The sequence below is a fragment of the Microtetraspora malaysiensis genome (genome assembly GCF_001528665.1).
Taxonomy (GTDB): Bacteria; Actinomycetota; Actinomycetes; order Streptosporangiales; family Streptosporangiaceae; genus Microtetraspora_A; species Microtetraspora_A malaysiensis.
On sequence record NZ_BBYJ01000024.1, the window covers coordinates 106,484 to 126,972 of the forward strand.

At 73.0% G+C, this 20,489-nt stretch carries 16 protein-coding genes; 10 read left to right on the forward strand and 6 right to left on the reverse strand.

The features are described from left to right. Positions 1-8: 8 nt before the first annotated feature. The gene (locus AWQ71_RS28955; protein ID WP_067138681.1) at positions 9-2,285 is read right to left on the reverse strand and encodes a polysaccharide lyase 8 family protein; all 2,277 of its coding nucleotides are present in this window, start codon (positions 2,283-2,285) and stop codon (positions 9-11) included. Positions 2,286-2,427: 142 nt separating this feature from the next. Here AWQ71_RS28955 and AWQ71_RS28960 point away from each other — a divergent pair, with 142 nt between their 5' ends. Both AWQ71_RS28960 and AWQ71_RS28965 read left to right on the forward strand, forming a co-directional pair. Next, positions 2,428-3,159, forward strand: coding sequence for an ABC transporter ATP-binding protein (locus AWQ71_RS28960; RefSeq protein ID WP_067138683.1), 732 nt, complete (start codon positions 2,428-2,430; stop codon positions 3,157-3,159). Continuing rightward, complete coding sequence (locus AWQ71_RS28965) at positions 3,153-5,537, forward strand: FtsX-like permease family protein (RefSeq protein WP_067138685.1); 2,385 nt, start codon at positions 3,153-3,155, stop codon at positions 5,535-5,537. The genes AWQ71_RS28960 and AWQ71_RS28965 overlap by 7 nt, the downstream gene beginning before the upstream one ends. On the opposite strand, the gene AWQ71_RS28970 is transcribed toward AWQ71_RS28965, so the two are convergent. Beyond that, the gene (locus AWQ71_RS28970; protein ID WP_067138687.1) at positions 5,523-8,192 is read right to left on the reverse strand and encodes an ATP-binding protein; all 2,670 of its coding nucleotides are present in this window, start codon (positions 8,190-8,192) and stop codon (positions 5,523-5,525) included. The two genes, AWQ71_RS28965 and AWQ71_RS28970, sit on opposite strands and share 15 nt — an antisense overlap. Before the next feature lie 83 nt (positions 8,193-8,275). Beyond that, entirely contained in the window at positions 8,276-8,845 is a 570-nt protein-coding gene (locus tag AWQ71_RS28975; protein WP_067138689.1) for a TetR/AcrR family transcriptional regulator, read from the reverse strand. Between the two features lie 119 nt (positions 8,846-8,964). Between AWQ71_RS28975 and AWQ71_RS28980 the strand changes: the two genes are divergently transcribed. Together AWQ71_RS28980 and AWQ71_RS28985 are read left to right on the forward strand one after the other, a co-directional pair. Then, positions 8,965-10,158: an FAD-dependent monooxygenase gene (locus AWQ71_RS28980; RefSeq protein WP_067138691.1), complete on the forward strand. Its 1,194-nt coding sequence runs from the start codon at positions 8,965-8,967 to the stop codon at positions 10,156-10,158. A 68-nt stretch (positions 10,159-10,226) separates the two neighbouring features. Continuing rightward, positions 10,227-10,469 (forward strand): hypothetical protein, encoded by a 243-nt coding sequence (locus tag AWQ71_RS28985; RefSeq protein ID WP_067138693.1) that lies wholly within the window; start codon positions 10,227-10,229, stop codon positions 10,467-10,469. A 32-nt stretch (positions 10,470-10,501) separates the two neighbouring features. On the opposite strand, the gene AWQ71_RS28990 is transcribed toward AWQ71_RS28985, so the two are convergent. Continuing rightward, the gene (locus tag AWQ71_RS28990; protein WP_369407220.1) at positions 10,502-12,373 is read right to left on the reverse strand and encodes a CASTOR/POLLUX-related putative ion channel; all 1,872 of its coding nucleotides are present in this window, start codon (positions 12,371-12,373) and stop codon (positions 10,502-10,504) included. An 88-nt stretch (positions 12,374-12,461) separates the two neighbouring features. Further along, the gene (locus AWQ71_RS28995; RefSeq protein ID WP_067138695.1) at positions 12,462-13,370 is read right to left on the reverse strand and encodes a siderophore-interacting protein; all 909 of its coding nucleotides are present in this window, start codon (positions 13,368-13,370) and stop codon (positions 12,462-12,464) included. A gap of 214 nt (positions 13,371-13,584) precedes the next feature. Here AWQ71_RS28995 and AWQ71_RS29000 point away from each other — a divergent pair, with 214 nt between their 5' ends. Further along, positions 13,585-14,448 (forward strand): DMT family transporter, encoded by an 864-nt coding sequence (locus AWQ71_RS29000; protein ID WP_067138697.1) that lies wholly within the window; start codon positions 13,585-13,587, stop codon positions 14,446-14,448. On the opposite strand, the gene AWQ71_RS29005 is transcribed toward AWQ71_RS29000, so the two are convergent. Then, positions 14,390-15,460, reverse strand: coding sequence for an MGDG synthase family glycosyltransferase (locus tag AWQ71_RS29005; protein WP_067138699.1), 1,071 nt, complete (start codon positions 15,458-15,460; stop codon positions 14,390-14,392). The genes AWQ71_RS29000 and AWQ71_RS29005 overlap by 59 nt on opposite strands. A 69-nt stretch (positions 15,461-15,529) precedes the next feature. On the opposite strand from AWQ71_RS29005, the gene AWQ71_RS29010 reads away from it, so the two are divergent. The 5 genes from AWQ71_RS29010 to AWQ71_RS29030 all read left to right on the forward strand — a co-directional run bounded on the left by AWQ71_RS29010 (position 15,530) and on the right by AWQ71_RS29030 (position 20,488). Further along, positions 15,530-16,309 (forward strand): polysaccharide deacetylase family protein, encoded by a 780-nt coding sequence (locus AWQ71_RS29010; protein ID WP_245658547.1) that lies wholly within the window; start codon positions 15,530-15,532, stop codon positions 16,307-16,309. Between the two features lie 118 nt (positions 16,310-16,427). Next, on the forward strand, positions 16,428-17,288 hold the full coding sequence (gene hpnC, locus AWQ71_RS29015; RefSeq protein WP_157570636.1) for a squalene synthase HpnC: 861 nt from the start codon (positions 16,428-16,430) through the stop codon (positions 17,286-17,288). Next, positions 17,275-18,144 (forward strand): phytoene/squalene synthase family protein, encoded by an 870-nt coding sequence (locus AWQ71_RS29020; protein WP_245658549.1) that lies wholly within the window; start codon positions 17,275-17,277, stop codon positions 18,142-18,144. Before hpnC ends, AWQ71_RS29020 begins: the two co-directional genes overlap by 14 nt. Continuing rightward, positions 18,141-19,484 (forward strand): hydroxysqualene dehydroxylase HpnE, encoded by a 1,344-nt coding sequence (hpnE, locus tag AWQ71_RS29025; RefSeq protein ID WP_067138702.1) that lies wholly within the window; start codon positions 18,141-18,143, stop codon positions 19,482-19,484. The genes AWQ71_RS29020 and hpnE overlap by 4 nt, the downstream gene beginning before the upstream one ends. Beyond that, entirely contained in the window at positions 19,481-20,488 is a 1,008-nt protein-coding gene (locus tag AWQ71_RS29030) for a polyprenyl synthetase family protein (protein WP_067138704.1), read from the forward strand. Before hpnE ends, AWQ71_RS29030 begins: the two co-directional genes overlap by 4 nt. Position 20,489 lies beyond the last annotated feature (1 nt).

The following is a 20,489-nucleotide window of genomic DNA, read 5'->3' on the forward strand; positions in this document are numbered from 1 at the left end:
CCCCCTGCCTACGGGTCCACAAGGCGGACGGTCACGGTGATGGAGCCACCGTCCAGGTCGGCCAGCCGCCCGAAGCGGAGGGTCAGCCGGGCCCCGGTCGCGGCGCCGTCCAGGAGCGGCTGGCGGTCGAGCACCCCGGCCACCGGCCGGTCCCAGGTCAGGGTCAGCTCGTCCAGATCGCAGCGGGGGTCGGAGACGGTCAGCGCGGCGGTGCCGTCACCACGCTCCCTGACGAGGACCGCGCACGGAGCGGAGGCGGTCAGGCCGCCGGCGGTCCCGCCGGTCCAGAAGTTGACCGCCGTGATCCCGAGCGACGGCACCCGGACGGCCTGCGTCCGGGCGGTGTTGGCGAGCACCGCGACCCACGCCGGGTCGGCGGCGCGGGCCCGGGTGCGTTCCCGGCTCGCCCCCGGCAGGAGCAGGTACGCGTATCCGTCCGCGACCGGGTCCACGCCGTGGTCGAGCCACAGGGTCACGTACGTCCGGGGGACCCCGCCGCGGCGCTCCTCGCGGAGCCGGCGCAGGCGCGCGCCGCCGTACACGACGTAGCCCGCGTGCCCTTCCAGGTGCGCCCAGCCCGCCCGGGCGTCCACGACGAGCGGGGCGTCGGTCCTGCGGTTGTCCACCACGGTCTCGACCGGGACGCCGTCCTCGGCGGTGATCCCGGCGCCCAGGCAGACCACCCCGTCGTCGAGGAAGAACCACGACTTGAACGCCTCAAGGGTGCTCTCCACGCCGTTCAGGTGCTGGCCGACCGACGCGTACACGCCGTCGGTGGCGCCGCCGACCCAGCGGCCCGGCGGGCGGGTGGCGCCCCACGCCTCCCCGGCGCCGTCCGGGAGCCGCCGGGTGGACACGGTCGTCCCGGGCAGCCGGTACGGGTCCACGGTCGGCCAGAAGTGGTCGGAGTACTGGTCGCCGTGGCCCTCGGCCCACCAGTAGAGCATCCCGGAGCCGGTGTGCCAGCCGCGCGGGTTCTCGCCGTTGCCGTGTTCGTAGTGGCCGACGCGGTGGGAGGCCATGCTCAGCGCCGTGCACCAGCCGGGACGGCGGTGGACGGCGCGGGCGCTCGCCGGGAACAGCCGGTGTCCGGAGGGCTCGTCGGCCGCCGGGATCGCGTCGTCGGCCATGATCGCGGCCAGCCGGGCGTGGAACCCCAGGTCGGCGCGCTCGGCCGCCCTGAGCATGGAGACCGAGGTGTCCCGCAGCGCCCACCCCTTGACCATGGCCTGCCACCGCGCGCGTTCGGCGGCGGAGGCCGTCTCCCCCAGCAGCAGGATCGCCGCGGCGATCTCGCGCCCCTTCACGTGGTCGCCGTACGGCTGCCGGCCGACGCCCCGGCCGCGGACGAGGTCCATGCAGAACCCGTCGTGGACGAACGGCGCGAACGACCTCTCGACCGTGTCGAGCACGATCTGCCGGTGCGGGGCGGCGATGTCCCAGGGCGAGCCGCGCAGCACCGCGAACAGCGTCGCGAGGCCGGAGAGCAGCACCACGCCGTATCCGCCCTGGTAGGGGACGTACGTGTGCTGGATGAACGAGCCGTCCCGGTGGAAGCCGTCGCCTTCCCGCACGTACGGGAAGACCGGCGCGAGGGCGGCGACGGCGAGCGCGGCCCGGTCCGGGTCGGATCCGAGCACGGCGCGCAGCAGCGTCACCACGCACAGGTCCACCCGGTTGGCCCCGGTGCTGGTGCCGTCGTAGTCGTCCAGCAGGCGCTCGGGGACGAAGTGGTCCACCGCGTCCCCCAGGGCGGCGCTCTGCCGTGCGGTGAGGTGCGGGCCGATCAGGAGGGCGGCGTCCAGCAGCGCCTTCGGGACGCCGATCTGCCAGGTCCACCAGTTCCCGGCCGGGTCGGCGCCGTCGGCGTACACGTGCCGCCGGTAGTGGTCGATCCCGGTGGCGACGGCCGCGCCGAGCCCCGGGTCGCCGGTCAGCCCCGTCCCCGGCAGCGCGTACGCGCGGGCCATGGCGCGCAGCCGCGCCGGGGTGGTGGCGAAGGAGGGGAAGGCGAGGTCGGGCCAGAGTGACGAGGCGGTCGGCGCCATGGTGTCGCGGTGGCCGGCCGCCACCGTCCCGAGCGTCGCCAGCCGGTTCTGGTACGGCGCCGCCGCCGCGTCGAACCCCGACCCGGCGGTGGCCTCCCGCCACCTGCGGCGCAGGAGGGCGAAGGCGTCCGCGTACCCGCGCTCGGTTCCCGTGTGGCCGGTGCACCCCGAGACCAGCGCTCCCGCCGCAGCGATACCACTGAGCTGCAGAAATAATCGCCGCGGATATCCGTTCACGCGTAGATTGTCACGCGAAAATCACTCCCACGCCGTCACAGGCGCTGGTCACATGTCCGATACCGGGCCGACAGCCGCTTCCGTAGCGTTCCGATCACGGGGAACATCTTGACCTGAACGGAAGCGAATCACCGTGAAACTCATGGAACGCCTGCACACCACTGTGGAACTGGCGTCAGTCACCAAGCACTACAGCCACGGGGTCACGGCGCTCGACAACGTGACGATCGGATTCCATCACGGCACCTTCACCGCCGTGATGGGACCTTCCGGATCGGGCAAGTCGACCTTGCTGCAGTGCGCCGCGGGCCTGGAAAAACCCACGTCGGGGCACGTCGTGGTGGACGGCAGGGATCTGACCCGGCTGAGCGAGCGGAAGCTGACGCTGCTACGGCGTGACCGGATCGGGTTCGTGTTCCAATCCTTCAATTTGCTGCCGTCGCTGACCGCGGCGCAGAACGTCGCCCTGCCGTTACGCCTGGCGGGTCGCCGCCCGGATCCCGAACTCGTCGAGCAGAGCCTGGCCTCCGTCGGACTCGCCGACCGGGCGGCGCACCGTCCGGCCGAGCTGTCCGGAGGGCAGCAGCAACGGGTGGCCATCGCGCGGGCGCTGGTCACCCGGCCCGCCGTACTCTTCGGTGACGAGCCGACCGGCGCCTTGGACACCAACACCAGCCGGGATGTGCTGCGCCTGCTGCGCTCCCTGGTCGACAAACAGGCGCAGACCGTCGTGATGGTCACCCACGACCCCGCCGCGGCCGCCTACGCCGACCGGGTGCTGTTCCTGGCCGACGGCCGGGTCTGCGGCGAGCTGCCCGATCCCACACCCGAGGCCGTCGCCTCCCGGATGTTGACGCTGGAGGAGTCGTGCTGAGCATCGCCCTGAGCACTCTGCGTACCCGACTGACCTCCTTCATCGGCACCTTCGTCGCGCTCGCCCTCGGCGCGGCGCTGATCGCCGCGATGGGCCAGGTACTGGACACGACGGTCGGCTCACCCGACCGGGCCCCGCAGCGGTACGCCTCCGCCCCGGTCGTGGTGGTGCCGGACAACCGGCTGACCGTCGGCACCTGGCAGGGCGAACAGAGTGCTCCGCTCGCCGAGCCGCGCGGACTGCCCGACGAGCTCGTCGCCCGCTTCCCCGACGCGGTCGTGGACCGCGCCTTCCCCGCCCGGCTCGTCGACGGCCCGGACTCCACGGGACGGCCCTGGTCCGCTTCCCGTACGGCACCGCAGAAGCTCATTCAGGGGAGGGCCCCGAAGACCGACAAAGAGGTCGTGGTGAGTGCGGGCGCCCAGGTCGGCCTGAAAGTCCGGGTCGTCACGGCCGGCGGCGTCCGGCCGTACACCGTGGTGGGTGTGACGACCGCGCCGTCCACGGTGTTCTTCACCGACGCGGAGGCGGCGACGCTGTCTCCGCGGATCGACGCGCTCGCCCTGTGGCATCCGGTGCCCAGCGTGGGAGGCGGTGCCAGGGTGCTCACCGGACATGACCGCGCGCTGGTCGATCCCACACGTGTGAGCGACGAGCGGGCCCGCGACAACGCCAACACGATCGTCGGCATCGCGGCCGGCTTCGCCGTCTTCATCGCCGTCTTCGTGGTCTCGTCGACGTTCGCCTTCGCGGTGGCGCAGCGGCGGCGGGAATTCGCGCTGCTGCGCACGGTGGGCGCGACCCGCCGCCAGGTGCGGTGGATGCTGTACAGCGAGGCCGGGATCGTCGCGGTCATCGCCTCCGCGGTCGGCGCGGTGGCCGGGCCGTTCGCCGCGGGGCCGATCCTGGACTGGCTGGTCGGCCTGGGAATGGCGCCTGCGTGGCTGGTACCGAGCACCGCTGCCTGGCCCTCCGTCGTCGCCTTCTGTACCGGTGTGGCGGTTGCGGTGTCCGGTGTGGCGGCCGCCGCCAGGAGAGCGGGTCGGGTGCATCCGGCCGAGGCGATGCGCGAAGCCGCGATCGAAGACCGGGGGATGGGCTGGGGCCGCTGGGCGGCGGGTGGTGTCCTGTTCTGTGCCGCGCTGATCAGCATGGGCGTGACCGCCGTCACCGACCCCACCGGGGCCACGAACAACAAGTCCTTCATGCCGATCGTGATGCTGCTGATCGTCGCCGCCGGACTGCTCACCCCCGCGGTCGTACGGCCGGTCACGCGGCTGCTCGCGGCGCCTCTGGGGCGGTTGCGTGGAGCGGGTGGCACCGTGGTGCCTGCGGCCGCCGCCGCCTCCACCAGGCAGACCGCCGCCACCGTGGCCCCTGTCCTGATCGCCGTGGGCCTGTCCGCCGCGCTGCTCGGGGCGGCCGCGATGACCGACACCGCCAAGGCCGCGATGCAGACCCGCCCAGTGCGCGCCGATTATCTGGTGGTGCCCACCGGTACGGCGGGCCTGGACCGGCAGCTCGTCGAACGGCTGCGCGCCGTCCCCGGCGTGGATGTCGCCACCACCGCTCCGACCAGCGTCTACACCCTGGAGGGAGCCACCGCGCTCATCCAGAGGCCGGCGGAGGCCGTCGATCCGGCCAGGCTCCCCGCCATGCTGGACCTGCCGTTGATCGCGGGCTCGCTCTCCGATCTCGATGACCACGGCATCGTGGTCTCGGAAACCTGGGAGCTGAGCCTTGGCGACACCGCCGAACTGTGGCGCGCGGACGGCAGTGAAGTCTCGCTGAAGGTGGTCGGACTGCTCGGGGCCGACGCCCCGGCCGACTCCTACATCTCCCCGGCCCACGCCTTCTCCGCTCCGGTGACGACGGCCTACGTCAAGCTGCGTCCGGGCACCTCTCGGGAGACGGCCGAAACCCTGCTGGAGAAGGCCACGGCGGGGCACAACGCGCGGGCTGTCACCACACGCGAGTGGGCGGCCGACGCCGCCGACCGCCGCGGCTCAGCCAGCCGTCTCGGGCTGCTCGTGGTCCTCGGCATCATCCTCGCCTACACCGCGATCGCGCTGGTCAACACCCTGCTGATGGCGGCCTCCGACCGCACGGCCGAACGCGGGGCGCTGCGGCTCCTCGGCGCGACCCGGGGCCAGCTCCTGCGGTATGTGGCCGGGGAGGCGCTGCTGATCGTCGCGATCGGGGTGATCGTCGCGAGTGGCGTGGCCGTTGCCGCCCTGGCCGGGCTGTGGGCCTCGCTGGTCCAGATCGCCGGGCCGATCGCGATCACCTTGCCGTGGCCCGCCGTCGGCGCGGTGGTGGGAGGCTGCGTCGCCCTGGCGACGTTCGCCTCGCTGGCGGGCACGCTACGACGCGCCTAGTTCCAGCCTGGCCAGCTCGACCCTGGAGGAGACGCCAAGCTTGGGGAAGGCGCGGTAGAGGTGGTAGCTCACGGTCTTGGCGCTGATGAAGAGTCTGGCGCCGATCTCCCTGTTCGTCAGACCCGTGACCGCCAGCCGTACGATCTGCAACTCCTGCGGCGACAGGTCGGCCTGCTTGTCGGCGTCCGCGGAGGCGACCACCGCCTCTCCGGCCGCTCGCAACTCGGCGCTCGCCCTGTCACCCCAGGGTCGGGCGCCGAGACGGTGGAAGGTCTCCATCGCGGCCCGCAGGTAGGTACGCGCCTCGCGCTTGCGGCGCTCGCGGCGCAGCCACTCGCCGTAGAGCAGCTCGGTCCTGGCTCGTTCGAAGGGGCGCGCGTGCGACCTCAGGGCGGCCAGATAGTGCTCCTCTCTCGACTCCAGCAGGGCCAGGCAGCGGTGCAGCACGGCGTCCGACCAGTCAAGGCGGGCCGCGGCCGCCCACTCCTCGAACCGTGCCATCGGCTTCTTCGCCCGTTCGGGCTCCCCGGCCCGCACCGCGGCTTCCACCTGGTCGGCGGCGAAATGAACCGCCTGGATCTGGTGGCGTACCGGACCTGCCATCGCCCCCTCCAGGCGGTCGAGCGCCCGCGTGTGACGGCCACGGCTCAGGTCGAGCAGCGCCAGCGCCCACTCGCCCCAGGCCGTTCCGTTGGCGATCCCGGTGATGCTGAAGTGGTCGGCGCAGGACGCGGCCAGCTCGGCGCAGCGAGCGTCGTCACCCTGGACGGCGGCGAGCCAGGCGAGGATGCCCGTCAGGTAGCCGGCCCGGTGGGGCTGGCCGACGTCCGAGGCGATCCGCAGCCCTTCGGTGGCGTCGGCGAGCGCGCCGCGGAACCGGTTCAGGTAGAGCTCGGCGGAGGCGAGCGTCACGTAGCTGATCGGGAGCCATCCGGTCATGCCCAGGGTCCGGCACTCCTCCACGAGCGCAGAGGAGATCTCCCGCTGCGCCTCGAAGTCGCCGACCAGGCCGGCCACGAACGCGCCGTTGATCCGCAGCTGGTAGCCCTCCCGGTCGATCCGCCTGGCATCGTCCACCAGGGGGCGCATGGCGGGCAGGCCCTCGGTGGGTCCGCGGTTGAGGGATTCTGCCGCGGCGGCGACGGCGTCGACCGCGCTTTCCAGGCCGTCTTCCGGACGCAGTCGCAGCGCGCGCAGTCCTGCGGCCACGTCCCGGAGGCGTTCCGGATCACTGAGCTGCCAGGCGTTGCGACCCGCGTCGACGAGCATCAGCCCGGCCGCCACCGGATCGAGTTCGGCGACGCGTTCTGCGCCCGAGACCAGGAGGTCGTGAGCAATGTGGACTGAGCCGCGTTCGAAGGCCACCCTGGCACGCAGATCGGCCAGCCGGGCCATGGCGCGCGGGTCGTCGACGAGGCGGGACGCCCGCTCGGCCAGCCCCTGTGCCCGCTCGGGCCGACCGGCGTCGGCCGCCGCCACGGCGGCCTCGGTCAGGCGCGTGGCCAGCTTTTCCCGATCGGTGGTGAGCTCGGCGGCCCGCTCGAGCGCCGCCGCGGCGGCCGCGTGGCCGTGCCGTTCCCTGGCTCGTGCCGCGGTGCGCTCCAGCGCGGACGCGGCCCGCTCATCGGGGCCGAGCGCCGCCGCGGCCAGGTGCCAGGCCTGCCGGTCCTCATGGTCGTGGAGGACGTCCACGAGAACCCGATGTACGGCGAGACGCTGGTCGAACGGCGCGGCGTGGAGGGCGGCCGCGCGCATCAGCGGATGCGCGAATGTGACCGTTCCACCGTCCGGCGAGAGGATGCCTTCCGCGGCGCCGAGTGCCTCCGCTCCGATGCCCAGCCGCTCTGCCGCGCGCAGCACGACGCCCAGATCTCCGGTGCCCTCGACCGCGGCGAGCAAGAGCATCGTCCGGGCATTCGGTGGCAGCGCTGCGATGCGGGCCTCATACGCCTCCTGGATCCGGCGTGGCAGGGGCAGCGGCTTGAGCGGATCTCCCGTACGGGGTAGTTCGATCAGCGCAAGTGGGTTGCCCCGGCTCTCCCCGAGCACCCGGGCCCTGGTCGCGTCCGCCAGTCCCGGATCCCGGTCGTCCAGCAGCGCCGCCGCGGCCTCGGCGTCCAGCGGATCGAGCCTGCGCTCCGGCAGACCGGGTGCGCTGAACCCCTCACGCGTGGCGAAGACGAGCACGATCCCCTCGGCGTCAAGGCGTCTGGCGGCGAACAGCAGCGCGTCGGCGGACGCCTGATCCAGCCAGTGGGCGTCGTCCACCAGGCAGAGGACCGGCCCCTCTTCCGCGGCCTCCGCCAGTAGGGAGAGCGTGGCGAGGCTGATGAGGAAACGATCCTGGCCCGCTCCCCCGCCGAGACCCAGCGCACCCTTGAGCGCGTCGGACTGCGGTTCGGGCAGTGTCGCCACGCGGGCCAGCTCCGGCCGCAGCAGCTGGTGCAGGGCCGCGAACGGCAGCTCGGCCTCGGTCTCCACGCCGGTGCTGCGCAGGACCCGGAACCCCTCGGCCCTCTCCACGGCGTGGCCGAGGAGGGCCGTCTTGCCGATGCCCGGGTCGCCCCAGATGACCACGGCCCCGCTGCGCCCGGCCCGCGCGCCGTCCAGGAGATCCTCGATGGCGCGCTGGTCGTGTTCTCTGCCCCTAAGCATGATCCGCAATGTAGCGAGACAGGACACGGCAGTAAGGGCGGGGGCCGGGGGCGTCAACGCGGTTCCGGGCGAGCGCTTCCGGATCAGCGGGCGAAGCCCGCGGCGACGGCTCTGATGGCCGCGGCGAGGTCGCGGCCGGTGGGCGCGTGCTCGGGGTCGATCAGCCACTGCGACAGCAGGCCGCTGAGCAGCGTCTGGTAGAGCCGGCCGGTCACGCGGAGCGTCTCGGGGTCGGCGTCCGGGTCGAAGATCTCGGCGAGGCCGTACCGCGCCTCCTCCAGGCCGGTGCCGAACGCCTCGCGCATCTCCGGCAGGTGGTCGAGCTGGGTGATCACCTCGAACTGGGTGGCCCACAGCGGCCTCCGCTCGGTGAACGAGCCGACCACCCGCTCCCAGATCGCCTCGAACCGCTCCTGTGAGCCGGGACGCATGCCGGTGTCCGTGCCGAGCGCCCGCTCCAACTCGTCGCCCCACTCACGCATGGTGTCGACGAGCGCCTCGTTGAGCAGGGCCTTCGTGGACCGGAAGTGGTAGCCGATGGAGGCCAGGCTGGTGCCGGAGGCCGCCGCGATGTCGCGCGCGGTGGTGCGCGTGTACCCCTTCTCATAGAGGCAGCGCTTGGCTCCGGCGAGCAGGTCTTCGCGATTTCCCATGGCGATCAGACTACCCCAACGTCTGAGACATTGTTCTGAGACATCTGTACTAGACATCTCTCTGAGACACTTGTACAGTCGATCACATCGGCCCTACCGAATCCCCCCGAGGAGTCCCCATGAAGACGGTCCTGATCTCCGGCGCGAGCATCGCCGGCCCGACGCTCGCGTACTGGCTCAGCGAGTACGGCTTCGCGCCGACGGTGGTCGAGCGTGCCCCCGCGCTGCGGGACGGCGGCTACAAGGTCGACATCCGGGGTGCCGCCCTCGACGTGGTGGAGCGGATGGGCCTGCTGCCGCGGATCGAGGCGCTCAGCACGGACATGAAGGTCGCCCACTTCGTGGACGCCGATGGCAAGCGGGTCGCCAGCATGGACGCCGCGCTGTTCGGCGGCCGTGAGAACACCGACGTCGAGATCATGCGCGGCGACCTCGGCAGCCTCCTCCACGAGGCGACCGCCGACCGCGTGGAGTACGTCTTCGACGACTCGATCACCTCGCTGGCCGAGACCGAGGACGGCGTGCTCGTCACCTTCGAGCGCGGCCCGTCACGCGTGTTCGACCTGGTCGTCGGCGCCGACGGGCTGCACTCGAACGTGCGCCGGCTGGCCTTCGGCGAGGAGGGCCGGTTCACCCGCGACCTCGGCCACCACATCTCGATCTTCACGGTGCCCAACCACCTGAACCTGGACCGTGTCGAGATGGGCCGCGCCGAGCCCGGGGCGTCCGCCCTCATGTACGCCACGGCCCGCGCCGCCGACGCCCGCGCGATGTTCCTCTTCGCCTCGGACGGCCTCACCGCCGACCGGCACGACATCGAGGGCCAGAAGAAGGTGGTCGCCGAGCGGTTCGCTGACCACGGCTGGGAGGTGCCGCGACTGCTCGGCGCCATGGCGGACGCGCCCGACTTCTACTTCGACTCGCTCAGCCAGGTCCACATGGACACCTGGTCCAGGGGGCGGGTCGTCCTGGTGGGCGACGCCGCATACTGCGCGTCCCCGGCCTCGGGGCAGGGCACCAGCCTCTCCCTCGTCGGCGCGTACGTGCTGGCCGGGGAGCTGGCCGCCGCGTCCGGCGACCATGTCGCCGGCTTCGCCGCGTACGAGCGCGAGCTGCGGCCCTTCGTCGCGGCCAACCAGGCCCTGGCCGAGAGCAACCTCAAGGGGATGGTCATGAAGTCGGCGTTCCAGATGCGGTTCCAGATGTTCATGCTGCGCCTGCTGCCCCACCTGCCCGGCTCCGCCGGCATGGCCGAGCGCGTGACGGCCAAGATCCACGAGGCCGCGACCTCGATCTCCCTGAAGTCCTACTGAGCCCGGCACGCGCGTGGCCCGGATCTGTGCGGGTAGTGGCGCTGCATGAGGTCCGAGGAGGGGTGGCCATGGCTGAGCGTGCCGCGCTTGAGGAGATGCGGAAGGTCCTGGACGAGGTCTTCCACGACCGCGAGCGGGCCACCCGCCGCGAGGTCTACGCCTCGGCGTCCGCCCGGGTGAGCCTACCGGCCGACATGCTGGCGCATCTGAACGAGATGCCCGACCGCAGCTACAGCCGCCAGGAGATGGTGGACGCCATCAACAAGGTCATCGAGAGCCGCGGCGAACAGGACGTGCTCGGACTGCTCTGACCGGCCTCATCCCGCGGCGCACCGTTCACGGTTCAGTCCTCGGCGACGACGATGACGTGGTCGCCCTCGCCCAGGACCAGCGGCACACCCTTGGGCGGGTTGAGCGTCACGCCGTAGGCGGGCGGCTCGTCACTGAGCCGGCCCCGGCGGTACCCGATCGCGACCTCTCCCCTGCGCCGCGCCGACTCGATGACGGTCGCGAAGTTCGCCTCCGCACCCGGCCGCACGTAGTCCACGGCGGGTTTGAGATAGACCTCCGACCCCGCCGGGTCGAACAGGTCGGCGAAGACGGCGTACAGGTCGCGGTTCTCGGCGAGCTGGGTCAGCAGCAGGCAGATCAGCTTGCTGCTGACGATGAAGTCGTCCGCCTTGGTGACCTGGGCGATCTCGCGGTTGTTGTCGTCGTTCATCTCCGTGACGATCGAATACGGATCGCCCAGCCGCACCTCGATGTCGCGCAGGTGGAGCAGCGTGACCAGCGTGCGGTCGTCGGCCCGGTCCGGATCGACGCCGTCGTTCGAGAGCACCACGATGTGTTGGTACGACCCCAGGTCGAGCGCCTCCAGCGACCGCCTGCTGGTCGGCTCGCACATCTTGTAGCCGACCACCAGGTTCTGCCGCTCGCTCTCCACCGCGTGCGCGGGGCGGTGGGGCGCGGCGACGTCCACCACCGAGCCGGGCGGGGCGAGCCGGTCCAGCAAATCGATGATCTTGGTGGCGCGGGCGTTCCATCCGATCAGCAGCGTGCGGTCCGGCACCGGCTCCCGCTCCGGCGCGGTGGTGATCACGTCCTCGATGATGGGGTACGGCCGGCCGGCCAGGCGGATGAGCAGGTCGTCCTCGGCGACCACGATCATGCTGTCGCCGACCTCGATCGGGGTGTCGGGCGGTGGGTTGACCATCACCGGCCCGCCGGCCTTGTGCACCCCGATCGGCACCCCCAGCTCGTACGCATTGAGCACCTCGCCGTACTTGCTGCCCACCAGCGCGGGCTCGGGCCGGAAGTAGATCTCGTTTCCGGCGAAGTTCAGCAGGTCGGTGCAGACCGTGGACAGGCCGGCCTGGCGGTGCGACTGGACGACCATGCGGATCGTGATGTCGTCGGCGTCGATCACGAGCGCCGACTCCCCGGCGGCGAGCCGGGCCGCCGCGAGGTTCTCGGAGTCCTGGACGGCGGCCACGATGTGCGGGTGGGCGCCGCGCCACGGCCGGTTGTTCAGCAACAGAAGGACCTTGATGACGTCGATGTCGGCGTCCTCGACCTGCGGTGGCATCACCATGATCGATTTCGCCGTGTCCGGGCTGACGAGTTCGAGGTCCGCCTTCTTGAGCGGGTTGCCGGAGCGGCAGATGACCCGGGTCTGGCCGGTGTCGGGCACCCGCATCCGGATCTGGTCCTCCATGGCAACCTTGTCACGGTCGGCGAGGACCACCACGCACGAGCGGCGGGCGCTCTGGTTGGCCGTCACCAGCTCGCCGATCACCGTGAAGACCTGCTCCGACCAGCCCAGGATGATCGTGTGCCCGTGCTCGACGAGCTGGGAGCGGCCCTTGCGCAGCTCGGCGATCCGCGCGTCCAGGCCGGTGGTGAGCACACCGATGAGGGCGCTGACGATGAAGATGCCGCCGACCGTGACAGCGAGCATCAGGCCCAGGAAGACCGGGCTACCGGTGTCGCCGCCCATCGTGCCCGGGTCGAGCGTGCGCAGCAGGCTCATCCACGCCACGCCGATCCAGCCGTTGTTGTCCTCGGCGTCCTCGTCGGTGAAGACCACGATCAGGACCGTGACCACCGCGATCAGCGCGACCGAGGCGAGCCCCAGCCAGCCGATCAGCGCGGGGGTGCCCCGGTCCATCGTGCCGTCGAACCAGTACCGCACGCGGGCCCGCAAACTCGCCAGCACCCGTCACGCTCCCCGCCGTCCGCCCATCCCCTCCACCCGAACCACACTAAACGCCGCGGATCAGATCAGAAGGAACATAGCAATGGGCTCAATCGTGCTCGGGCGCCCCCTGCCGCCAGTAACCCATGAAGGCGACGCACGAGCGGTCCACGCCCAGCTCCCGCACCAGGTGGCGGCGCAGCTCGCGGACCACACCCATCTCACCGGCCAGCCAGGCGTAGAAGCCGCCGGACGCCCGCTCGGGCACGTCCCAGAGGCGCTCAGGGGACTCGTCGCCGGGGCCGTCGCCGGACTCCTCGCCCCGCTCCGGCCCGCCCGCCGCGACCCCGAGTTCCCGTACGGCGTCGCGCACGGCGGGGATCAGCAGCTCACCGTGCGGCGCCGTACCGCGGGGCAGCCAGGTGACCTCGACGTTCGGCGTGACACGCAGGTCGAGGACATCGCCGGGGCCGGGCACCTCCAGGAGCACCCGGACGGCGGCGGAGTCGCCGAGGGTCTCGGCGATCGCGGAGACGGCGGGGACGGCGGTCTCGTCCCCCACCAGCAGCAGCCGGGTCGCGCCGGCCGGAGGCGCCCACTCGACCCCGACCGGCGGGCCGGAATACCGCGCGTCGGGGCCGACGATGACCACGGGGCTGCCCGGACGCGCCTGCGCCGCCCACCGGGAGGCGACCCCCACGGGTCCGTGCAACGCGAAGTCGACGTCCAGCTCGCGGTGCCGGCCCGGAGCCTCGCGCAGGGCACGCACGGTGTAGGTGCGGATCGGGTTCTTCCTGTCTTCCGGGAGATCGCGCCAGATGGGGAACCAGTCCGGCCCGGTGGGGAAGGCGTCCAGCCCGGCGTCCGGCAGCGGCACCACGACCTTGACCCGCTGGTCGTACCCGTCGTGCCCGAACCCGGACAGCTCCTCACCCGCGAACGTGACCCGTACGAAGGTCGGGCTGAGCCGCTCGGTACGGGCGACGTGCAGGCGGAACGGCCGATAGGCGACGGTCATGGAGCCTCCATCAACTTAGGCATGCCTAACTTTGCTTAGGCTAACCTAGCCTGCCACGATCAGGCCAGCGGAAGATCGGCCAAGCGGCAGGCAAGGCCGGGTCGCGGCCGCACCCTGACCGGCGTGGAACCCTTGCGCGGGGTCCGGGTTCCCCGATGCTCGGCCCTATGACCACCATCGACGGACAGCGCGCCCCCCTGAAGGCCGGGCGCCGGTGATCGCGGTGCTCCTGGCCGTACTCGCGGCGGCCTGCAACGCCCTCTCGTCGGTGTTGCAGCGCCGGGCGGCGCGCACCGCGCCCCAGAGCGACGCCTTCAAGCTGGTGCTGCTGTGGGACATGATGCGCAAACCGGTCTGGCTGAGCGGCATCGTCGCCTTGATCGGCGGCTTCCTCCTCCAGGCGAGCGCCCTCAATTTCGGGACGCTCGCGCTGGTGCAACCGCTGCTCATCACGGAGCTGCCGTTCACCATGCTGATCATCTGGTTGATGTACCGGATCAAGCTGAACTGGAGCCTGTGGCGGGCCATCATCGCCCTCACCGTCGGGCTGGGGGTCCTACTCGCCTCCGCGAGCCCCGGGCACGGAACCCGGGCTCCGGACGCCGCCGACTGGATCATCGTCACGGTGGTGTGCGGCGCCATCCTGGCGTACCTCATCGCGACGGCGAAGATCACCCGTGGTTCGCAGCGGGCTGCCCTGCTCGGGACCGCCTCCGGCCTCGGCTTCGCCTTCACCGCGGCGCTGATGAAGGAGAGCACCCGCCTCTTCGACTCCGAGGGATCCCATCTGCTGACCACATGGCCGGTGTACGCCATGGTGGCGGCCGGCGTGTTCAGCGTCTACCTGCTGCAGAACGCCCTGCAGAGCGGCACCCTCGTCGTCGTCCAGCCGACGCTCAACATCTCCGACCCCGTGGCGAGCATCGGCCTCGGCGTCGCGCTCTTCGGCGAGACCATCCGGCTGGGCGGCTGGATCGCGGCCGAGCTGATCGGCGTCGGCCTGATCTTCTACGGCAGCGTCAAGCTGGCCCAGTCGCCGCAGATCCGCCAGGGAGACCTGATGGCACTACCGGAGTGAAGAACGACTCGGCGGGCGCGGCGGCGAACAGCTCCGCGGCGGCGGCCGCGTGCCGCTCCCTCCCGCCCGGCGTCCCGATCCGGTCGAGCGCGGCAAGCAGCTCCCCGGCGTCCCGGGCGTACACGCTCAGCCCGGCCCGCGCCATCGCCAGCGCGCCGTCCCGCCCATGCCCCGGGATCGGCAGGAAGGAGACCACCGGCACCCCCGACGCCATCGCCTCCCGGCAGGTCAGCCCGGCCGCGTTGTCCACCAGCGCGTACGCCCCGGCCAGCAGGCCGGGCATGTCGGCGCACCAGCCGAGCGCGGTCGCCGACCGTCCCAGACGGCGGGCGAGGCGGCGGCGCAGTTCGTCGTTGCGCCCGCACAGGACGACGGGCGCGTAACGGCCGGAGCGGGCCAGGATCCGGGCCGTCCGCTCGACACCGCCCACCCCCCAGGCCCCCGCGGACACCAGCACCGTGCGCGTGACGCCGTCCCCCGGAGCCGCCGCCGGGTGCTCCAGGAACTCCGGCCGGACGAGCGGGGCGTGCTCGTGGGCGGGCCGCCCGGTCGCCGCCCGCACCGCACGCGCGCTCGCCGGGTCGGGGCAGAGATATCGGTCGTTCCCCGGGTGCAGCCAGAGCCGGTGCGCCGCGAAGTCGGTGAGCAGCACGGTGCTCGGCACCGGCAGCAGGCCGCGGGCCCGCAGGTGCCCGGCCGCCTGCGCGGCGAGATGGAACGCCGACACGACCTCGTCCGGCCTCCGGCGCCGCAGCAGCCGCAGCAGCCGGACCGCGACCAGCGCGGTCATGGGAGACACACCCCCCGGCCCGCCGCGCGGCACGAAGAAGGCCCGGTAGATCAGCTCGTACGCCCACGGGGCCGAGCGCATCATCCAGCCGTACCCGCCGCGTAGCGCCGCCCCCAGTCGCAGCGGCAGCAGGTCGAGCACGTCGGCCACCTCGGCGTCCACGCCCCGCGCGCCGAGCCGCCGGGCCAGCTCGGCCGCGGCGGCGTCGTGCCCCGCGCCCATGCTCGCGCTGAGGATCAGGACCGCACGCCGGGCGGCGTGACCTGGCAAAACGCGGGAACCAGGAGAAGGGTGAGGATTGGCACCCGCGGAGTGGCCACCCTGGCCGGGCTGGCCCTGCTGCACGTCGGCCCCGCCGCCACCTGGCTGCCCGCCGTACGACGGCTGACGCCCCGCCTGGCCGGCGTCGGCGCGGACGGTCACGTGGCGCTGACCTTCGACGACGGCCCCGACCCGCGCTCCACGCCGCGCTTCCTGGACGAGCTGGAGCGGCTCGGCTGCCGGGCGACGTTCTTCGTGCTCGGCGAGATGCTCGACCGCCATCCCGGGCTCGGCCGCCGCATCGCCGAGCACGGCCACGAGGTCGCCGTCCACGGGTGGCGCCACGACAACGCGCTGCTCGCCCGGCCGGGCCGCATGACAATCGAGCTGGCCCGGGCCGCCGAACTGGTCGCGGCCGTCACGGGGAGGCCTCCCGCCTGGTACCGGCCGCCCTACGGCGCGCTCAGCGCCGAGACGCTGGTCGCGGCCCGGCTCCTGGGGCTGCGGCCGGTGCTGTGGACCGCGTGGGGCCGGGACTGGACGCCCACGGCGAGCCCGGACTCCGTGGTGGCCGCCCTGGCCCCCGGGCTGCGCGGCGGCGCCACCCTCCTGCTGCACGACACCGACCACACCGCGGCGCCGGGCTGCTGGCGGTCGGCGCTGGGCGCGCTGCCCCGGCTGGTCGCGGCCTGCCGGGCAGCCGGCCTGCGGGTCGGGCCCCTGCGGGACCACGGCATCTCGCACGGCGAATTCCCCTCCCAGCATTCCGGCAATTTGAAACAACGGGCCGGGCAAACAAATAGCCGGTGAATTGTCAGAAAAACCGCCGCGCGTCCGGACAACAAATATTCGCCCAGCTTATGCACGGCAAACCCCAATGACCCGAGAGTCCGCGTTTATGGCTGCCCACGACGGACAGCCTCAATTTATGTCATCGGGGGGAGACGACGCACGAGACGTCGCACTCAAAGCGCGCCGGGAAAACTTCCCGGTCGCTTCCCGGCTGCTGCCGCGCGGCCATCGCCGTCACCTCCTCGCGGTGTACGGCTTCGCGCGCTTCGTCGACGACATCGGTGACGAGCCCGGGAACGGCGATCCGCTGCGCCTGCTCGACACCGTGGAGTCCGACCTGCACCGCCTCTACACCGGGCACACCCCCTACCTGCCCGCCGTACGGGAACTGGAGGAGACGGTCGCGGCCTGCTCCGTCCCCGCGGCGCCGTTCCACCGGCTCGTCGAGGCGAACCGGCGCGACCAGACCGTCACCCGGTACGCCACGTTCGAGGAGCTGCTCGACTACTGCGAGCTGTCCGCGAACCCGGTCGGCCACATCGTGCTGCACGTGTTCGGCCTGGCCGCCCCCGACCGGCTCGACCTCTCCGACCGGGTCTGCACGGCGCTGCAGATCATCGAGCACTGCCAGGACGTCGGCGAGGACTACACGCGAGGCCGGATCTACCTGCCCAAGGAGGACCTCCAGCGGTTCGGCTGCACGGAGGCCGACCTCGCCCGGGCGAGCACGCCCGGGCGGCTGCGCAACGTGGTGGCGTTGCAGGCCGACCGGGCCGAGCGGCTGCTCCACGAGGGTGACCCCCTGGTCGCCTCGGTGGGCGGGATGGCCCGCCTCGCCATCTCGGGCTACATCGCCGGGGGCCACGCCACGATCGCCGCGCTGCGCCAGGCCGGCTACGACGTCCTCGGCCGCGCCGTACGGCCCCGTGGTATCCGCCTCGCCGCGGGGTGGCTGCGCATCCTGGCGAGAAGGGGGTTGGGCCGTGGGCGTCCCTGAGGCGTACCAGCACTGCGAACAGATCATGCGAAGGAACGCGCGCAACTTCTCCTACGGCCTCCGGCTGCTGCCGGCGCCCAAGCGCCGCGCGCTGAGCGCGGTCTACGCGTTCGCCCGCCGCATCGACGACATCGCCGACGGCCACGGCCCGGCGGGCGCGCGACTGGCCCGGCTGAACGCGGCCAGGGAGGCGCTGGACGGCCCGCCGGGCCCGCGCGCGGACGGGAACGAGGACCTCGTACTGGTCGCGCTGCACGACGCCGCGCGGCGCTACCCGCTGCCGCTCGCCGCGTTCGGCGAGCTGATCGACGGGTGCGCCGCCGACGTGCGCGGCACGACGTACGCGCGCTTCGACGAGCTGCTCGCCTACTGCCGGTGCGTCGCCGGGTCGATCGGGCGGCTCTCGCTCGGCGTCTTCGGCGCCGACGACCCGGAGGCGGCGACGCCGCTCGCCGACGCGCTCGGCGTCGCCCTCCAGATCACCAACATCCTCAGGGACGTGCGCGAGGACCGGCTGGCCGGGCGCATCTACCTGCCGATCGAGGACCTGGAACGGTTCGGCTGCACGCTGGAGCTCGACGGCGCCGGCCGGTTCACCGACCCGCCGCACCGGCTGGTCACGCTCATCCGGTACGAGGCCGTACGCGCCCGCGAGTGGTTCGCGGACGGGATGCGCCTGCTGCCCGTGCTGGACGCCCGCAGCGCGGCCTGCACGGCGGCCATGGCCGGGATCTACCGGTGCCTGCTCGACCGCATCGCGGCCGACCCGACCATGGCGCTGACCGCGCGGCTATCGCTGCCGCCCTGGGCGAAGGCCATGGTGGCGGCGCGCGCGCTCGCGGGGGCGGGCCGATGACGCGGGACCCGGTCGTGATCGTCGGGGGTGGCCTGGCCGGCATCGCCGCCGCCGTCGCGCTCGGCGAGGCCGGCCTCCCGGTGACGCTGTACGAGGCCCGGCCGAGGCTCGGCGGCGCGACACACTCGTTCACCCGCAACGGCCTCGCGGTGGACAACGGGCAGCACGTGTTCCTGCGCTGCTGCACCGCCTACCGGGGGCTGCTCGACCGGCTCGGCGGCACGTCCCAGGTGGACGTGCAGGCCCGGTTCGACGTGCGGGTGCTCACCCCGGACGGGCGGTCGGCGCGGCTGCGGCGCTCCGCCCTGCCGGGGCCGTTCCACCTCATGCCGGCGCTGGCGCGGTACCCGCTGCTCGATCCGGCCGACCGGCTGCGCGCCATGCGGGGCTCGCTCGCCCTGCGGCGGCTCGACCCGGCCGACCCCGCGCTCGACGAGGTGGACCTCGCGACGTGGCTGGCCGCGCACGGGCAGAGCGACGCGGCGCGCCGCGCGCTGTGGGAGCTGTTCGCGGTGGCCGCGCTGAACGTGGGCGCCGGGGACGCCGCGCTCGGGCCGGCGGCGATGGTGTTCCGCACCGCACTGTTCGGCCGGTCGGACGCCGCCGACATCGGCGTGCCGGCCGTGCCGCTCGGCGAGCTGCACGGCACGGCCGCGCGGGCCGCCATCACCCGGCTCGGCGGCGCCGTACTGACCTCGTCGAAGGTCACCGCGATCGAGCCGGGGCCGGTCGTCGTGGTGAACGATGCCCGGGTGCGGGCGTCGGCGGTCGTCGTCGCCACGCCGCACGAGCAGGCCGCCGGGCTCGTCCCGCCGGACGCGGCGCCGGACCGGGCCCGCTGGAGCGGACTGTCGGCCAGTCCGATCGTCAACGTCCACGTCGTGTACGACCGCCGGGTGACCGGCCTGCCGTTCGCGGCGGTGGTGGACTCGCCGGTGCAGTGGGTGTTCGACAAGACGCGGGTCGCCGGGCTGCGCGACGGCCAGTACCTCGCGGTCTCCGTCTCGGCCGCGGACCGCTGGATCGACACGCCGACCGCGCGGGCGCGCGCGGTGTTCGTCCCCGCGCTGGAACGGCTCTTCCCCGGCGCGCGGCGAGCCCGGATCACGGACTTCTTCGTCACCAGAGAGCGTCGCGCCACCTTCCGCCAGGGGCCCGGCAGCGGCGCGCTCCGCCCCCAGGCCGCCACCCGGTGGCCCGGGCTGTTCCTCGCCGGCGCGTGGACCGACACGGGCTGGCCCGACACGATGGAGGCGGCCGTGCGCAGCGGACTCAACGCGGCCAGATTGGCCAGACGTCATCTGGACGCGGGGACTCTCACCACGGGGGCGGCCCGGTGAGCGCGGTCATCCCGCCGACGGTCGCGGCCGCCCGCGGGCTGGTGGAGCCCGTGCTGCGCGCGGCCGCGGACCGGCTCGACCCGATCACCCGGCGCGTCGCCGCCTACCACCTCGGCTGGGCCGACGCGGAGGGCCGGCCCGTCACCCCCGGGGGCAAGGCGCTGCGGCCGGCTCTCGCCGTGCTGTCGGCGCGGGCGGCGGGCCCGCAGGAGGCGCTGGCGGCGGCCGCGGCGGTCGAGTTCGTCCACGCGTTCTCGCTGCTCCACGACGACATCATGGACGGGGACCGGACGCGGCGGCACCGCCCGGCCGCGTGGACCGTCTTCGGTCAGTCGGCCGCGATCCTCGCCGGTGACGCGCTGCTGTCGCTCGCCGGGGAGCTGCTGCTGGAGGACGGCTGCCCGGGGCGGGTCCCCGCGGCCCGCTGCCTGGCCGCGGCCACCCGGCGGCTGATCGCCGGGCAGGCGCTGGACCTGGAGTTCGAACGGCGCTCCGACGTGAGCCTCGACGAGTGCCGCCTGATGTCCACGCAGAAGACCGGCGCGCTGCTGGCCTGCGCCTGCTCGATCGGCGCCATGGCGGTGGACGGCCCGGAGCCGCTGGTCGCCGCCCTGGCCGCGTTCGGCGCCGAGGCGGGACTCGCCTTCCAGCTCGCCGACGACCTGCTCGGCATCTGGGGCAGCCCGTCCGCGACCGGGAAGCCGGTCCTGTCGGACCTGCGGGCCCGCAAGAAGTCGCTGCCGATCGTCGCCGCGCTCACCAGCGGCACCCGCGCGGGCGATCGGCTCGCCGCCCTGATGGCGGGCCCCGAGCCCCTCTCGGAGACCGAGCTGCGTGACGCCGCCGCGCTGGTGGAGGAGGCGGGCGGACGGTCCTGGGCCGAGACCGAGGCCAAGCACCGCCTCGACGCCGCCGAACGCCACCTCGCCGACGCCGACATGCCCTCGGCCGTACGCGCCGAGTTCCTCGACATCGCCCATTTCCTGACGTCCCGAGGACATTGAC

Bases quoted from the DNA above. Each gene is read 5' to 3' on its own strand.
- AWQ71_RS28960 (WP_067138683.1), top strand. From the start codon at position 2,428: ATGGAACGCCTGCACACCACTGTGGAACTGGCGTCAGTCACCAAGCAC.
- AWQ71_RS28970 (WP_067138687.1), bottom strand. From the start codon at position 8,192: ATGCTTAGGGGCAGAGAACACGACCAGCGCGCCATCGAGGATCTCCTG.
- AWQ71_RS28975 (WP_067138689.1), bottom strand. From the start codon at position 8,845: ATGGGAAATCGCGAAGACCTGCTCGCCGGAGCCAAGCGCTGCCTCTAT.
- AWQ71_RS28980 (WP_067138691.1), top strand. From the start codon at position 8,965: ATGAAGACGGTCCTGATCTCCGGCGCGAGCATCGCCGGCCCGACGCTC.
- AWQ71_RS28985 (WP_067138693.1), top strand. From the start codon at position 10,227: ATGGCTGAGCGTGCCGCGCTTGAGGAGATGCGGAAGGTCCTGGACGAG.
- AWQ71_RS28995 (WP_067138695.1), bottom strand. From the start codon at position 13,370: ATGACCGTCGCCTATCGGCCGTTCCGCCTGCACGTCGCCCGTACCGAG.
- AWQ71_RS29005 (WP_067138699.1), bottom strand. From the start codon at position 15,460: ATGGGCGCGGGGCACGACGCCGCCGCGGCCGAGCTGGCCCGGCGGCTC.
- hpnC (WP_157570636.1), top strand. From the start codon at position 16,428: ATGTCATCGGGGGGAGACGACGCACGAGACGTCGCACTCAAAGCGCGC.
- hpnE (WP_067138702.1), top strand. From the start codon at position 18,141: ATGACGCGGGACCCGGTCGTGATCGTCGGGGGTGGCCTGGCCGGCATC.